General features: G+C 46.4%; 12 protein-coding genes. 8 read left to right on the top strand and 4 right to left on the bottom strand.

Features of this window, described 5'->3' with window-relative positions:
• Window positions 1–175: 175 nt before the first annotated feature.
• From LK536_RS41425 to LK536_RS41405, 5 genes are all read left to right on the top strand, one after another.
• Window positions 176–358 (top strand): hypothetical protein, encoded by a 183-nt coding sequence (locus LK536_RS41425; protein ID WP_040379589.1) that lies wholly within the window; start codon window positions 176–178, stop codon window positions 356–358.
• 35 nt (window positions 359–393) lie between these two features.
• Window positions 394–756 (top strand): peptidoglycan binding domain-containing protein, encoded by a 363-nt coding sequence (locus LK536_RS41420; RefSeq protein WP_227795885.1) that lies wholly within the window; start codon window positions 394–396, stop codon window positions 754–756.
• A 340-nt stretch (window positions 757–1,096) separates the two neighbouring features.
• A complete protein-coding gene (locus tag LK536_RS41415) occupies window positions 1,097–2,323 on the top strand; it encodes an AAA family ATPase (RefSeq protein WP_227795886.1) in 1,227 nt (408 codons plus the stop codon).
• On the top strand, window positions 2,316–3,020 hold the full coding sequence (locus LK536_RS41410; RefSeq protein ID WP_227795887.1) for an RloB family protein: 705 nt from the start codon (window positions 2,316–2,318) through the stop codon (window positions 3,018–3,020). The genes LK536_RS41415 and LK536_RS41410 overlap by 8 nt, the downstream gene beginning before the upstream one ends.
• A 1-nt stretch (window position 3,021) precedes the next feature.
• Window positions 3,022–5,016 (top strand): AAA family ATPase, encoded by a 1,995-nt coding sequence (locus LK536_RS41405; protein WP_227795888.1) that lies wholly within the window; start codon window positions 3,022–3,024, stop codon window positions 5,014–5,016.
• Between the two features lie 759 nt (window positions 5,017–5,775).
• Here LK536_RS41405 and LK536_RS41400 read toward each other — a convergent pair.
• From LK536_RS41400 to LK536_RS41385, 4 genes are all read right to left on the bottom strand, one after another.
• Complete coding sequence (locus LK536_RS41400) at window positions 5,776–6,954, bottom strand: aminotransferase-like domain-containing protein (RefSeq protein WP_227795889.1); 1,179 nt, start codon at window positions 6,952–6,954, stop codon at window positions 5,776–5,778.
• A gap of 28 nt (window positions 6,955–6,982) precedes the next feature.
• Window positions 6,983–8,491 carry a MocR-like pyridoxine biosynthesis transcription factor PdxR gene (gene pdxR, locus LK536_RS41395; protein WP_227795890.1) on the bottom strand — a complete coding sequence of 503 codons (1,509 nt, stop codon included), beginning with the start codon at window positions 8,489–8,491 and terminating at the stop codon, window positions 6,983–6,985.
• A gap of 145 nt (window positions 8,492–8,636) precedes the next feature.
• Window positions 8,637–9,548: a LysR family transcriptional regulator gene (locus LK536_RS41390; protein WP_227795891.1), complete on the bottom strand. Its 912-nt coding sequence runs from the start codon at window positions 9,546–9,548 to the stop codon at window positions 8,637–8,639.
• Window positions 9,529–10,518, bottom strand: a complete 990-nt coding sequence (locus tag LK536_RS41385) for a LysR family transcriptional regulator (protein WP_227795892.1) — start codon at window positions 10,516–10,518, stop codon at window positions 9,529–9,531. Before LK536_RS41385 ends, LK536_RS41390 begins: the two co-directional genes overlap by 20 nt.
• A gap of 200 nt (window positions 10,519–10,718) precedes the next feature.
• Here LK536_RS41385 and LK536_RS41380 point away from each other — a divergent pair, with 200 nt between their 5' ends.
• The 3 genes from LK536_RS41380 to garD all read left to right on the top strand — a co-directional run bounded on the left by LK536_RS41380 (window position 10,719) and on the right by garD (window position 15,592).
• The gene (locus LK536_RS41380) at window positions 10,719–12,014 is read left to right on the top strand and encodes an SLC13 family permease (protein ID WP_051400707.1); all 1,296 of its coding nucleotides are present in this window, start codon (window positions 10,719–10,721) and stop codon (window positions 12,012–12,014) included.
• Between the two features lie 62 nt (window positions 12,015–12,076).
• On the top strand, window positions 12,077–13,957 hold the full coding sequence (locus tag LK536_RS41375) for a CE1 family esterase (RefSeq protein WP_227795893.1): 1,881 nt from the start codon (window positions 12,077–12,079) through the stop codon (window positions 13,955–13,957).
• A gap of 117 nt (window positions 13,958–14,074) precedes the next feature.
• Window positions 14,075–15,592, top strand: coding sequence for a galactarate dehydratase (gene garD, locus LK536_RS41370; RefSeq protein ID WP_025486830.1), 1,518 nt, complete (start codon window positions 14,075–14,077; stop codon window positions 15,590–15,592).
• Window positions 15,593–15,600: the final 8 nt, after the last annotated feature.

The raw sequence follows: 15,600 nt of genomic DNA, 5'->3' as shown, positions 1-15,600 counted from the left end.
TAGAGCCGTATACGAGACCCGTACGTACGGTTCAACGAGAGGGAAATAATTCTTAGCAATTATTTCCCTACTCTATTGGGTAAAAAATGTCTGCCATACAATAATCCGGTTTCAATGGTACAAAGCAGATGCTATAATCACGGAGAGCATGATCTGAAGCAAAAAGGAGGAACGGATGGTATTGGCTGACAGGCTGGATAAAAGGGCAGAAGGCCGGAGCATTCCAGGAAGAGGGAAGGTGCGCAGGACCGGCAGGTTGAAGCGCCGAAAGAGGAGGAGAAGGGTTCCAAATGCAGTTTTGTTGTACTTTGCGGTCATACATTCCTGGAAGAAGTGGGGGATGGTAAAAAAACAGTGATTCTGACCAATCAGATGGAGAAATGGAAGCCGTATATGGATATAAGGGTAACATGTTGTTTTGGGAGCAAAAGGGAAGTCCTGGACGGCAGTACCATTGTCCAATGGCTGGATATGGACCATAAGGGAGATGTTACGATTGATTGGAGCAAGGTGGAAGAATATGTCCGGGAATTATCGGTAAAAAATAATACGGCTTATTGCACTAAAAAATTGGAAACTTCTTATGGACAGGTTGTTTCCATCACAAAAGGACATTATGGCTGGATGATTGATAAGAAATCAGAGACAGAGGCGCTGATAGGAATCATACAATCCGGGGCCAGTCAGGAAGGACTTACAAAGCCAATGGTTCTCATGGCTGCGTTAATCTCCCTCTATCTGCGGCCAAAACGGTAAATTTCCGCTTTCACAATCCGAATACGGCGGAGGAAACTGCCGATTACATAGCAAAAATATTTGTGGAAGTGAACAAAATCAAAATGGAACGGATATTACAGGAGGAAGCAGTGGAACGGAAGATGCCATGTACAGGGAGTGAGAGCCATTCGATTTGAGTGGCTCTTTTAACGAGTAAAAAAGCCGGTTATTTTATGATTTATGTTTTTGGACTATGACTAAATTCGTTTTGATTTAGTCTTAAAAATTACAAGCATATATTTGAGAAAATATCTCGAATAATGTTTACAAAAAAAGAAAAAGCGGTATAATAAGGATATAAACATTGGAGGTGGATATCATGCTATGTCAATTTACTGTTAAAAATTTCAAAAGTATTAGGGATGAAATGACTTTTGATATGCAGGCTACTGCTATATCAGAACACGAAGATAGGGTAATCAAAGACAAGGATGGGGAATTGTATTTGCCGGTATCTGCCATTTATGGCCCTAATGGTGGCGGAAAATCAAATGTGCTGGAAGCACTTCATATATTGGCAGCAAAAGTATTACGCCCATTATACGCAACAGATGGTAATAGCTATCATCCTTTTCAAATGAAGAAAATTTTGATTGAACCTTTTGCGTTTGGCGCAGAAGAGAAAGAAGCGCCTACGGAATTTGAACTTTTCTTTCGTACTAAAACTGCGGAGTATAGATACGTCTTAACGGTCAAAAAGGATATCGTGCTTTACGAGAGGATGGATCGTGTGAAGTTAGATACTGGAAGGCGATCGGCCCTTTTTGAACGATCAGACGAAGGCATTGAGTTGAAAGGTGTTTTTGCAAAGTTGAAAATTAGTGATGAACTTTCTGAGACACTGACATTGCTTTCTTACTTAGGAATCACATACAGAAAAAATGAAGTGATAAAGGATATACTGAATTGGTTTGGATATGGTATTGACTTTTTGAATTATGGAAATCCGATTCAGGAATTACGGATGGCAATAGCAAATTCTGATGATGTGAAGTCACTTGTTTTGGACATGATTCAGGAAATGGATTTGGATATTGTAAATTTCCGTGTAGAAGAAATGGAAAATGAACGGATTGAGGTTTATACTAAACATATTGTGGATGGTTATGAATCCGAGCTGAATTTGTCCGATGAGTCCAGCGGTACAAAAAAATTATTTGAATTGCTGCCATTTATTGCAGATGGTTTGGCTTCCGGCACTACATTGGTAATTGATGAATTAGATGCAAAAATCCATCCGGTTTTACTGCGTCACATTATTATGATGTTCAATGATATGGAAATTAATCGGCATGGGGCACAGTTGATATTTACATCCCACGACCTGTCTACCATGAACAGCGAAGTATTCCGAAGAGATGAAATCTGGTTTGTCGCAAAAGGAAACAGGCAGAATTCAAAGCTGTATTCTCTGGTAGAGTTCAAAAATGATAAAGGAGAATCTGTCCGCAAAGATGCAAAATTTGATAAACAGTATCTGGAAGGTAAGTATGGGGCTGACCCGTACCTCAGAAAAATTATAGATTGGGGGAAGGTCAATGCCTAAGAAAGCTGGAATGGAGGCGTGGAAGAAAAAGCGTCGGCAGGAACATTTGGAGAAAAAAGAATTCCGGTACTATATCTTCTGCGAAGGTCAGCAGACCGAGCCATTATATTTTGAGGGATTTAAGCGATGCATTGAAGACAATCCAATTTATAGAGATATGGTGCTTGTTGAAATCGAGCCATGTCAGGCGGAAACGATGCGTGTAATTGGAATGGCTGAGAAGTATGTGAAGAAGAACAAAATCGAGAAAGGGCAGATTTGGTGTGTATACGATAAAGACAGCTTTCCGGCAAAAGATTTTAATGGTGTAGTGCAGAGAGCGGAACGATTGGATCAGGAAAATCCGGATGTGCAGTACCATGCTGCATGGAGCAATGAGTGTATTGAGTTCTGGTTTCTTCTGCATTTTGCGTATTACACAGCAAATAATCACCGGACAGAGTATATTGCGTTCCTGAATGATAAGTTCAGAGAATTGGGGATAGGAAAATATCAGAAGAACATGAAAGATATTTTCAATATTCTGATGGAAAAAGGGAATCCGAAATTAGCAATTCGATATGCGAAACGTATCATAAAAGATGGACAAGGCAAAATGCCGGCAGATATTGCACCAGGAACGAAGGTGTATGAGTTGGTAGAGGAACTGGTGAAGTATTTGCCGGAAGAAAACGAGAAAAATTTTAGGAGGAGGTAAAATGAATATATTTAAGCTAAAGATTAAGAATTATAAATCAATTAAAGATTCAGGAGAAATAGAAATTGATAATAGAATTATGGCATTCATTGGGCAAAACAATGCAGGAAAATCAGCAATTTTAGATGCCATTCAGTGCGTATTTCCTTCGGTTAAAAAGGTGGTTTCTAAAAGTGATTTTCATAAAGGAACACATGATAATATTGAAATTACTGTTTGGTTTAATGGATTAACAGATGATTATATTGAAGATAAGCTTTTTTCAGATGCAATTTTCAAATTAGTTGATAGAGCCCGGAAATTAGAAGATGATAATGAAACTAAAGCAGAGAATGCATGGAAAAAAGTCGAAGAAACACGAGAGCAGAAACTCGCAGAAGCCAAAGAACTTTATCAGATTGCAGATGATTCAATGTGCATCAAGTTAGTTATTACTAATGCCGATAAAATGGGGACAAAATACTATGTTGACGCTGATTCCGTAAAGGAAATAAAAGAGATTGAACTCAAAAAAATACTACCTATATTAAAAGTTATTCCAGCCATTAGAGATCCTAAAAATGAGAGTACTGCAGGGGCTAATTCATATTTAAAAGAGTTAATTTCGATGCTTGATGATGATATGGCAACAAGTATATCAATTGCAGGAAATGATACGGTATCATATAGGCAGCTTAATGATATTATTGCAGAAGAAAGTGCTAAGCGTTGCAAATCTATTTCCAGTAGCATTACCGAATATTACAATGAAGCAATTGGCGTCAATGATTTTGAGGTTATTGTAAGCTCAGATGTAAATATTTCCAAAGGTACGACATATTACACTAAAATTTTAGATAAGAGTACAAATATAGAAAGTGACATCTTAAACTGTGGAACAGGGTATCAAAGTATGATTATTCTTTCCATTTTGGAAGCGTATGTTAAGCTTGCACAAAAAAGAACAGAATACATTTTGATAATTGAGGAACCAGAGGTATATTTACACCCGTCGCTTCAGAGAAAAATGATAGATACGCTACTGATGATTTCTTTAAATAACCAAGTTGTTTTTTCTTCACATTCACCTATTACTGTGGGAAAAATGGAAAGACATCAGATTAAACTTGTAAAAAGGGAATCTGGGGAAGCGAAACTTTTTGATATTACTGTTTCGGAAGTTATTGAAGAATTGGGAATTCGAGCAGATGATATATTGGTCAATAAAGGAATTGTTTTTGTCGAGGGAAAAGACGACAAGGCGGTTATCGAGTGTATTTTAAATAAAATACATCCAGGGGCAAGTGATGAAATCAACATATTGGTTACAGGCAACTGTGAAAATTTAAAATTTTTTGCTAATGCTGAATTGTTAATTAACAATAAATTTGATGTTCCATTTTTGATTATTAGAGATTCTGATGGAATGAGTGTAGAAGAAAGAAAAAATGGATTATTAAACGATATAATAAAGTTTGGACGTGATTTATCAGAAGAACAAATTGAGAAAATAAAAAAATCTATTTTTATAGTATCTAAATACTCTGTAGAAGGGTATTTTATTGATGAAATGTTTTTGAAGCATACTGGAATAGATTGTGAGTTGCTTAGAGAGACAATAAAATGTTATGAGTGCCAATATAATCACTTCTACTCCGTTGCAAAATCAGACAAAGATAGACAGGCTATAGCAAATTGGTATCAGCCTAAGCATCTGCTTGAAAATTTTGAAGATAAGTTTAAAGCAAGTGAGGAAGATGCACGAGAAAAGCATAAAAAAAGATATGAAACTAAATGGAAAGAATTTAAAAAATGCGAAGCTTGTGATGGTGATGTGAATAAATTTTTTAAAGGAAGAAATGAAATAAATAAATTTACGCATAAGAAAAAGCTTTCTAAAGAAGAATATTTGGTACAGATTGTAGGAGGTTATTCTGTAGATGAATTGAAGATAAGCGAGATTAAAGATTTGATTTTCGAATTGGAAAATATGTGTAATACTATTTACGCAAAGTAACAAAATTTTTAAGCTATAAATTTAACTACTTGATGTCTTATGCTAAAATGGATATTAGGAAAACACTTACGACAGGAGTGGCACCTCCCAGTCTTAGTAAAACCGGTTCGCCGAAATACATAGGAAAGGTCGCTGGATGTCCGGTGGGCATCCGTTTAGCGAGGACCGAAGCGGAGCGAAGACGGCAGCGCCCATGACAGCATACGAGATTATTTCAATCTTTATAGGTATATTAGCATTGCTGATGTCCTTTGGAAGCTTGATTGTAGCGATTAGCGCCTTTCTCGATAAGGGGAATAAGCGAAAATAAAATACCCACCCTGTCTGATCCACAGGATGGGCGGTGTCCGTAAGGGCATTTAGCATTTAAACCTTGGGAGCATCCACTTTTGGAGTGGGTGTTTTCTTTTTACATCTCTATTATAATCAATCCATTCCACAATTTCAAATGATTCTTAGAAATTCCCTCTCAAAATCCCACGCCGGTGAGAGCGGTTCGTCTGTTTTTTATCCCATATCCATCAAAAACGCCCTCATTTCCAGTCGAAGGCACCCAGATTAGCCTTCACTAAATTATCAGTTGGCTTACAATATTTCTACCTTAAATCAGTTAATAAGCGCTTTGCTAAAATGTGTCTGATTCTGGCAGATCCCGCCAGGAAGCACCGCTGCGGGCAATCCTGACCATGTAATTCAACATCGTACGGTCATCCTTGGCCTAAATGCCCGGTGAATTAATAAGACTGCCGTCAGGCTGGCTTATACAACCAGCACCTGTCCTATCCGCGCAATCCCTTCCTCAATCCGGTCCTCCGGCATATTGGAGAAATTAATCCTCAGGGTGTTCGGTTTATTCCTGTTGGGATAGAAGGAATTGCCGGGTACGAATGCAACGTTGTACTCAAGACACTTTTCAAGCAGCGCAACCGTATCAACGGCATCATTTAATTCTATCCAAAGAAAAAGCCCGCCTTCCGGTTTCGTGTATTTTATATCGGATGGGAAATAACGGTTTACGGCGTCAAGGGCCACATCCCGGCGCTTTCTGTAGACCTCGCGTATTGTCCTGATATGCGTGTCAATATCATATTGTTCCAGATAGGCGGAAATGACCATCTGGGCAATGGTACTGCACTGCAGGTCCACGCCCTGTTTGACAAGGACATACTTGCGTATGACCTCCGCTTCCCCGGCAATCCAGCCGATGCGGTAGCCTGGGCAGAGGATTTTGGAGAATGTCCCGGTGCATATGATATTGCCGGTACGGTCAAAGGATTTTATGGAGGGAAGGAAGCTGCCTTCATACCGCAGTTCCCCGTATGGATTGTCCTCGATTACCGCAACATTGTATGCTGCTGAAAGTTCGGCCAGCTTCTGCCTGCGGTTAAGGCTCCATGTCCTTCCCGTTGGATTCTGGAAATTAGGGATTACATAAATCAGCTTTGCATCCGGTTCGGCCTTTAATGCATGTTCCAGTTCTGGAATCATCATTCCCTCCTCATCGGTTGGGACCTCCACGAACCTGCACCCATATGCCTTGAAGGCGCTGATTGCAGCCAGGTAGGTGGGGCTTTCACACAGTACCACATCCCCTTCGTCTAAAAATAGTTTTCCTGAAAGGTCAAGGGCCTGCTGGGAACCATTGGTCATCATGATATCGTCCCCGTCGAATGAGGTGCCCAGCTGGGCGTTCATGCGCTGTGCAATCCATTTCCTTAAGGGTCCGTATCCCTCCGTGGTGGAATACTGCAGGGCCTGGCCGCCATTGTGGTCCAGGACATGATTGTTTGCCTTTTTAATCTCTTCTATGGGAAACAGCTCCGGGGCCGGAAGCCCTCCGGCAAAGGAAATGACTTCCGGTTTTTCAGTCAGCTTTAACAGTTCCCGTATTTCGGATGCTTTCATATCTGCCATCCTTCTTGCGTAGTTGTAGTCCATGATGATTCTCCTTATGCTATTGAATTGGTTAAAGGATTGGATTGATCTCGGCGGTCAGTGCCTCTTCATCCTTATGCGCGGAACTGAGCTGGCGGATAAGGCTGCACAGGATTCCTATACCGTCTGCAATCCTGTCCTTTGGAGGATAGGTGTAGTTAAGCCTGATATGGCCCTCGCCCTTTTGGGGGGACAGACAGGCCGGCACGCCGGGCAGCACGGCAACCCCTCCTGCCGCTGCTTTTGCAGTAAGTTCAGAGGCCGTGACGCCTTCCGGCAGCCTGCACCACAGATAATAACCGCCTTCGGGCCGGTTCCAGGACAGTCCGGGAGGCGCGTATCTGTTCAGGGCCTCTATCATGATGTCGCGCCGTTCCTGATATTCCCTGCGGATGAAGGCGAGGTGATGCTCCATTTCCCCACTGTTCATGAAACGCTCTACAATCTGCTGGGAAATGCAGCTGGAATGCAGGTCTGTGAGCTGGCGTATGCCGGACAGCTGGGATATCAGTTTCTTGCTGGCGCACATCCATCCCAGCCTCAGTCCCGGTGATATTGTCTTGGAGAAGGTGCTGAGATAGATGACATGTCCGTTCTGGTCCATTGATTTTAATGGGGACATGGCCCGGGCTTCATAGCTCAGTTCACTGTAGGGGTCATCCTCCAATATGGGGATGCCGTACTGACCGGCCAGTTCCAGCAGGCGGATACGCCTGTCCATGCTCATTGAAACGCCGCAGGGATTGTGGAAGACCGGCATGGTGTAGATAAGCTTGGGCTGGTAACGGGACAGCAGCTGTTCAAGTATTCCCACATCCATCCCCTCCCCGTCCATGGGTACGGCCATGATTTTCGCCCCGGCCAGGCGGAAACTCTGGATGGCAGGAAAGAATGAGGGTTCTTCGATTACCACCACGTCCCCGGGATTGATGAAGGCCCTTGTGATAAGGTCAATGCCCTGCTGGGAGCCGGACAGTATCATGACCTCCGATGGCTGGCAGAAACAGGAGCGCTTCTGCATGAAGGAGCTTATCGCTTTGCGCAGGGAGTAAAAGCCTGACACGGGCGAGACAAGCAGCCGCTCCCTGCTGGTCATCAGTTCGTTCTCGATTCCTTCAAACGCCTGCGCCGGAATGGTGTCAACGGATGCAATCCCGGCGGCAAATGATATGACGTCCTTCTGGTTGGCTATCTCCAGATATTTATTCACATCAAACGTATCATGATGCTTCATATAATCGCTGAACAGATATTCCCACATGGGTTCCCTGGAATAAGGGTGCTTCTCCGGCCTGCTGCGTTCGGGCCTGACGGCAATGGTTCCCCTTCCCACGTGGGAATCCATCAGGCCGTCGGCCTTTAATTCCTTGTAGGCGTTCAGTATGGTGGTCCGGTTGACGCCAAGGGCATCCGCCAGCTGCCGTTCCGAGGGGAACCTGAACCCCTGGGGGATTTCGCCGGAGGTAATCTGTGACTGTATCTGTTCCGCTATCTGTCTGTATAGGGGGATTTTCCTGGATTTATCAATATGGATGTTCATGCCTGCCTCCGATTGGTTGGTTATGATGTGATTGTAAATGGAAAATGCCGGTATGACAACATCCAATTTGGATTGATTTTATACATCCAATCGTGCGGATTATTTCTGTGATAGTGAGAATCCAATGGTAATGGAAAGCAGGCTTTCATACCGGATCATAAAAATCAAAGTCCATCTTTCCCCACGCCTTTTTTACTATCATTGGCACATCCCTTTTATCCTTGTCCGGTTTTTTGAAATTGGGGTAGGCCAGTATGAAATTAAACGGTTTTGGCGGATGGAGGGGAAGGATGAAAAAGTGCTGCCCTGCATGGGGTGGGATCATGGAGGATGGCAGGAAGGTGGCGCCCCGTCCTTCTTCAAGAAAATTCCTGGCCATCACATGGTCGTCCACTTCATATATCCGGTTCAGGGCAATGTGGTGCTGTGCAAGGATTTCATTTTCAATGCCGCGGGTATAGGAACCGTTTTTCAAAAGGATGAAGGGCAGGGAACCGCAATCCTCTATGGTTGGCGGCCCGGTCAGCTGGCTGCGCAGATATGCCTTGGGGACGGCCAGCAGCAGCTGGTCCTGGCCCAGGATATCTTCTGAAAGCAGGGTATGGTTCAAGGGCGGGGAGCAGAGCAGTGCAAAATCAGCCAGGTCATTCAGCAGATAAGCAACGCTTACCATGGAAGCTGCCCGCAGCAGCTCAAAATCAGTGCCGGGAAGCAATGTGTTCAGTGCCGGGATGATGATGGAAGCTGCTTTTTCATAGAGCATGGGAGCCGCTGCAATCCGGATGGAATGGTGCTTTTTTGGAATGACGTTAAGCCTGTCCATGGTTGCTTCCCGTATCTGAAGGATTTTCCTGGCGCCGTTCAGATAAATCTGCCCGGCCTCGGTTGGGACCATCCTGTGATTCTCGCTTTTGAACAGCTGATGGCCCAGCTGGGCTTCTTCACTTTTAAGGCACTGGCTGACAGCGGAGGGGGAGATGAAATATGCCTTCGCGACCCCGGTCATGGTGCCGAGTCTTTCTAATGCCAAAAGGTATTCAAATCTGGTTGTATTCATAGGCGTCTATCCTTAATTTCCTTTGTTCAAGATAATAGTCGGCATACTGGTGCATGTAATAGGGGGAACCCCAGTTGTTCATCACAAGATGGATCAGGTATTCCTCTGCCTCTGAAAGGGGATATCCGCTCTGCAGGCCGATTCCCTGGTATACGATGATGCGCGGCGAAAGGGAATACACGCTGATGCCGTCATCCGGATTATAATAGGAGTCCGGAATCATGGCCGCGCCTACGCCGTTGAGCACCATTTCGTAGAGAAGGGGTACCACGTTGGAGCGGAATATGATATTGGGTTCCAGGCCTGCATTGCGGTAAAACGAGAGGACCATATTGCCGTAGGAGGTCTCGGGGGCGCTGCCGAGGATGGGGGTGTCACCCAGGCTTGCCAGGTCGATGACCGGATAGGGACGGCCTGGCGGAAGTTCTTTGTAATCGTAGGAAAGAGGATGGCCTTTGGGGAGCATGAGCAGCAGCTCCTCATCCATGAATTTAAGATATTCAAGGCTTGGCAGGCTGGTTTCCATGGCTCCCAGCAGGGACATGGTAATCTCGCCCTCCAGCAGCAGCTTTTTCAGCACCGGGTTTTTATCGCTTACAAACTGAAGGTCAATATCCGGGTATTGATGGCGGAAATCCGGATATATCTTGGCAAATGCCTGAGCGCCCCGGATGGGACTTCCACCCAGGATGATGCTCTGTTTTGTCTTCTGGGACAGGGTGTCCAGCTTCCTTCTTATATCAAGGGCGGCTTCCAGACATTCCCTGCACCCTTCCAGGTAAATCTGCCCGGCTTCCGTGAAAATCAGTCCCTGCCTGGAGCGTATGACCAGTGACAGGCCAAGTTCCTGCTCCAGGTCGCCGAGCCACTTGGAAAGGGCTGGCTGTGACAGGTTAAGACGTCTGGCCGCCCTGGTAAGGGAACCCTCGCCAGCCAGCGCCGCCATGTATTTCTGGTCCTTCAAGTCCATAGCAAACCTCCATAACTTTTACTTAAAGTTAACATGAATTTAATATGGTTGTCAATAAGGAATATTTAAACTATACTTAAAACATAAGATTTACAGGGATGGCACAACCACATCCAATTGCCGGCAGAGGATGGAAGATAGGTTAGTGTTATCTGGAGTATGAATGTAATTAATGAATTTTACTTAAATGATAGGAAAGTATGAGGGGTACATTTATGCAGATGTATATTGTTTTAGGTTTGCTGGTTTTTATGATTGCCATGTTTTTTACACACAAGGTCCCTTATGGTGTGACCACCATGACCTGCTGCGTGATGCTTGCTTTAACAGGTGTGTTTGATATTTCAACGGCGTTTTCAGGTCTGGCTAACAAGACCACGATACTGATTGCCTGTATGTTTACGGTTGCCTATGCCTTTGGTAAGACAAGCCTTATCAATAAGGTCAGGAACAGCATGGAGAGGATTAAGGGAAAAAGCGGGCTTGCGTTCATCATCTTTCTATTCCTGGTAACCATTGTGCTGTCACAGCTTATGGGAAGGACGGCCATTGTCTCCATTGTCGCCCTGTTCCTGGTATCCCTGGATGATAAGGATGAAATCTGTGCTTCGCGTATGATTTTTGCTGCATTTGCCGTCATGGCTGCCTGGAGCCTTAAATTCCCCGTGGGACTGGGAGCAACCATGTCCCCGACGGCCAATGCATATTATGAGGGCATCATAAGTAACCCGGCCCTGATGCTTCTGCCCGGGGATTTTATTAAGGTTTCCTTCATACCTGCAACAGCCCTTACCATCTACGCCTTATTTGCATGGAAATTCATTCCAAGGCATGGGGTCAATACCTCCGATGTAAAGGAGATAAAGGAGACCACGGCCATATCAAGGCGTGACGAGACAATTATCAATATTGTATTTATCGGTGTTCTTTTAGGATTTATTTTTGGGGCAAGGATTGGCAATCTGATGTATGTGATTCCGGCTGCCGGCGTGCTTGTGCTGCTTTACACAAAGACACTGACCACCAAGGAAACGGTCAATTCCCTGACCGGGGACATGGTGTGGATGATTGCGGGCGTCCTTGTGATGTCGGATGCCATCGGCAGATCCGGTGTGGGTGATATGATTGGAAATGGCCTCCTTGTGCTTCTTGGGGATAAGCCCTCCGGCGTGTTCGTGCTTTTTGTATTTGCAGTTACCTCCATTGTGATGACCACCTTTATGTCTAATACAGGGACAGCGGCTGTCCTTACCCCCATTGCCGCATCGCTTTCCATGGTCGCGGGTATGGATCCAAGGGGAATCGTACTGATCATCAATATTGCATCCATCATGGCCATCGCTTTCCCAAGCGGCTCAGCAGAGTGTGCCCTGGCGTTTGCCATTGGACAGCATGAGCCGGGTAAGCTTCTTAAGTTTACGCTGCCCTATCTGCTGATTGCGGTTGTGACCCTTGTTATTTCAGCCAGCATCTTCTTCCCGGTGTATCCGGCGTAGGATTAGGGTGTGTTTGGCTTGTCATGCAATATATATAATTATAGAAAGGTGAGGTATCAGCCATGAAATCATATTTACAGGAACCGGTGGCCCAGGTTTTACCGGACGCTTCCCTGGTGACAATAGACAGAAAGAATTATTACAGGCAGTTCCTTCATGGGTATTACCAGTTTGACTGCGCTGTCAGCGGGACAGTGACCCGTTCCGCAAAATTTTACATACCCGAGGGTTCCATCTACAACCAGCCCACGGTCTTTATCGGTATACCGGGAGGAAGGAATCCCTGGGAGTTCATGGTGGAAAGCGGCTGGAAGGAGCTTTCAGACCGTTATGGGCTTTATCTGGTGCTGATGGAAGCCGGGGACGGTGGCGTCTGGAAAAACGACGGGGCTGACCTGGATTATCTCAATGCCCTTAACAACGACCTTGCGGTGCGGCCTTTATTCTGTTCCTTCCAGGCCAATTTCTATGCGGCTGCCTATGGGGACGCGGCGGATGCGGTGGGCGCGCAGAGCAGGAAGATGCCCAGGGCCTACGCGGCTGTGGCTTTGCTTGGAACCAGCGGGATGACAGCAGAAGAGGCAGAGGCTTTGAGGACAACGCAGTCCCGTGTGGAAGGCGTCTGTTACAGCCAGGTGCAGTGTCCTGTGTGGCTTTTATCCGCAGGAAAGGATGAAGCGGCAGAGCGGGAGATTGGCTATTACAGGCATGCGAATCACAGCGGGGATTCCGGTATTGTATCCGGGGCTGGTTCCAGTGCCGGATTCGGCGCCTCATCCAATCCTGTATCCGATGGTGCGGATGGGATGAGGATTACCTGGGTCCCGCAGGAAGGCGGCACCGTGGATGAACATTGGTGTGCCAATGTGGTGGCGGATTTCGGACCATGGGAAAAGAGCGTGGGCCGGAAGTACAGCGAGGCGGTCCTGACAGAGCTGTTTGACGGGATCTACCGCTATCCGGGCAATAACAATGGCGCCCTGAGGCGGGCGGGCAATATATATGAAAGAGGCTTTGAAAAGTTCTCAGCCGATGTGTGGGGCGGATATTATGGGGACAGGCGTGATACCTACCGGAGGGAGTGGTATGTTTATGTTCCCAAGTCCGCACCAAAGGAGGGCGGGATGCCGGCCGTGTTCGTGTTCCACGGCGCCGGAGGAAGCGGGGATGAGATTGCGGACCGTATCGGCTGGAGCTATGTGGCTGATAAGTATGGTTTCATGATCATCATGCCAACTGCATCCGAACCGAATGAGGTGCGTTCCATCAGCGGTATCCGCACCAACAACATTTTCAGGGCCATGTGGAATACAGGGGAGCCGCAGCCGGAGCGTCCGGAGGATATGAGGTTCCTGGACTTCCTGTACCAATGGCTGACAGGGCATTATCCGGTTGATAAGAGCCGTATCTATGCCAGCGGACAGTCCTCTGGCGGAATGATGAGCTGGGCCTGCGCTGCTTACCGCCCGGACTATTTTGCGGCAGTGGCTCCATTTTCCGCAAGGCATATTGATATTGAGGCAGTGGAACACGGAGGGAAGGAGCGGCCGCCCGTGGAAGGTTCCATGATTCCCATCATAGCCAACCTGGGCTGCTGTGACGCTGCTTTTAAAGGCGGGTTTACACAGGCTCAGGAGCTGGTGGACTATTGGTGCGGCAGATATGGCCTGACTAAGAAGTGGGCGGATTACACCTATATGGATGGGGGGAAGAACTGTAGCTATAAAGACGGACTTGTGGCGCACTATGTGTTTGAGACAGAGGATGGGGTGCCTATGCTGCATCTGACGGAAACGGACACCAAAGCCCATGCAACCTGGCCAAGTGAATGTGAATCTGTTTGGAATGGGTATTTTACAAAGTTTTCCAAAAATCCGGTGACCGGGGAATTGTATTATGAGGGAAGGCCCTGTAACAACATGAGAACTCTAACAAATAATTAGAGATACAAAACAATTATCAATTTTACTTATTGTTTGGAATGATATATGATAAAGATAATCAATTGGCGGAGACATCCGCTTCCAACTGTCAGATTCTAAATAATAGGAGGAAACACCTTGAACGAGCCACTGTACATAAAAATCAAAGACCAGGATAATGTTGCGATTGCCGTGAAGGACATCAAGGCGGGGACAGAAGTGATGGATGGGGTCATTGCCCACCAGGACATCCCCCAGGCCCATAAGATTGCCCTGTGCGACATTGAAAAGGGAGGGGAGATCATCCGCTACGGGGTAGTCCTGGGATATGCTGTCAGCCGGATAAAAAAAGGCGATTGGATTAACGAACACATGCTGGAGCTTCCCACGCCCCCGGACGTGGATGATATGGAATTTGCCACGAATCTGGTAACGGATCTGCCGGAGCCTCCGGTTACTGTCTGGGAAGGTTACCGCAACCCGTGGGGAGGCCCTGCGGGCACCAGGAACATCCTGGGAATCAGCACCACGGTGCAGTGCGTGACCGGTGTGCTGAACGTGGCGGTGGAGAGGATGAGGAAAGAACTTCTCCCCAAGTATCCCAATGTAGATGACATTGTCCCCCTGAACCATGCATATGGATGCGGGGTAGCCATCAATGCGCCGGAAGCAAAGGTGCCCATACGGGCACTCAGGAACCTGGCAAAGCATCCCAATTTTGGCGGACAGCTGATGGTAGTGGGCCTTGGCTGTGAGAAATTCACCGTGGAAATGCTTCTGGATGAGGCGGATATATGTCCTGAGAATGTAATCATCCTCCAGGAGATAAAAGGTTTCAATGCAATGGTGGACGCGTTGATGGAGATGGCGGAAAAGAAGCTGGCAATTTTGAACCGGCGTAAGCGTGAGACACTCCCTCTCTCGGAGCTGCTGATTGGTATGCAGTGCGGGGGCAGCGATGCATTTTCAGGGGTCACGGCCAATCCGTCTGCCGGATATGCGGCGGACATGCTGGTAAAGGGCGGTGCAACGGTCCTGTTTTCAGAGGTTACGGAAGTCAGGGACGGCGTATATCTGCTGGGACACCGGTGCGTCAATGAAGAAGTGGGGAAGAAGCTGGCCGCAGAGATGAAGTGGTATGATAATTACCTGGACGCGGGCCAGGTTGACCGGAGCGCAAACCCCACCCCCGGCAACAAAAAGGGAGGCTTGGCCAATATTGTGGAAAAAGCAATGGGTTCCATTGCCAAATCAGGAACCTCCCCCATTGTGGAAGTGCTCTCACCTGCTGAGAAGCCTTCCAAAAAGGGCCTGATATACGCGGCAACCCCGGCAAGTGATATTGTCTGCGGTCCCTGCCAGCTGGCTTCGGGAATCGGGCTTCAGGTATTCATGACCGGAAGGGGAACACCTTATGGACTGGCCATTGCTCCTGTCATAAAGGTCTGCTCACGGAATGAGATGAAGGAACAGTGGCAGGATTTAATCGATATCAACGCCGGCCCGGTTGCAACCGGGGAGGCTGACATTCCTGAGATAGGGACACAGCTGTTCATGGAAATCATCGATGTGGCAAGCGGACGCAGGAAAAGCTTTGCGGAACAGTACAGGCTTCATAATGATTTATGTATCTTCAACCCAGCGCCAATCACCTGATGGAAAAG

It is taken from the genome of Clostridium pacaense, assembly GCF_020709765.2.
Taxonomy (GTDB): domain Bacteria; phylum Bacillota; class Clostridia; order Lachnospirales; family Lachnospiraceae; genus Enterocloster; species Enterocloster hominis.
The sequence above is the reverse complement of the archived record's forward strand: the minus strand, read 5'-3'. Positions and strand labels throughout refer to the sequence as shown.

Coding starts and splice junctions, on each gene's coding strand:
- pdxR (WP_227795890.1), bottom strand. CDS start 8,491: ATGAACATCCATATTGATAAATCCAGGAAAATCCCCCTATACAGACAG.
- LK536_RS41390 (WP_227795891.1), bottom strand. CDS start 9,548: ATGAATACAACCAGATTTGAATACCTTTTGGCATTAGAAAGACTCGGC.
- LK536_RS41415 (WP_227795886.1), top strand. CDS start 1,097: ATGCTATGTCAATTTACTGTTAAAAATTTCAAAAGTATTAGGGATGAA.
- LK536_RS41410 (WP_227795887.1), top strand. CDS start 2,316: ATGCCTAAGAAAGCTGGAATGGAGGCGTGGAAGAAAAAGCGTCGGCAG.
- LK536_RS41425 (WP_040379589.1), top strand. CDS start 176: ATGGTATTGGCTGACAGGCTGGATAAAAGGGCAGAAGGCCGGAGCATT.
- LK536_RS41375 (WP_227795893.1), top strand. CDS start 12,077: ATGAAATCATATTTACAGGAACCGGTGGCCCAGGTTTTACCGGACGCT.
- LK536_RS41400 (WP_227795889.1), bottom strand. CDS start 6,954: ATGGACTACAACTACGCAAGAAGGATGGCAGATATGAAAGCATCCGAA.
- LK536_RS41380 (WP_051400707.1), top strand. CDS start 10,719: ATGAGGGGTACATTTATGCAGATGTATATTGTTTTAGGTTTGCTGGTT.
- LK536_RS41405 (WP_227795888.1), top strand. CDS start 3,022: ATGAATATATTTAAGCTAAAGATTAAGAATTATAAATCAATTAAAGAT.
- LK536_RS41385 (WP_227795892.1), bottom strand. CDS start 10,518: ATGGACTTGAAGGACCAGAAATACATGGCGGCGCTGGCTGGCGAGGGT.
- LK536_RS41420 (WP_227795885.1), top strand. CDS start 394: ATGGATATAAGGGTAACATGTTGTTTTGGGAGCAAAAGGGAAGTCCTG.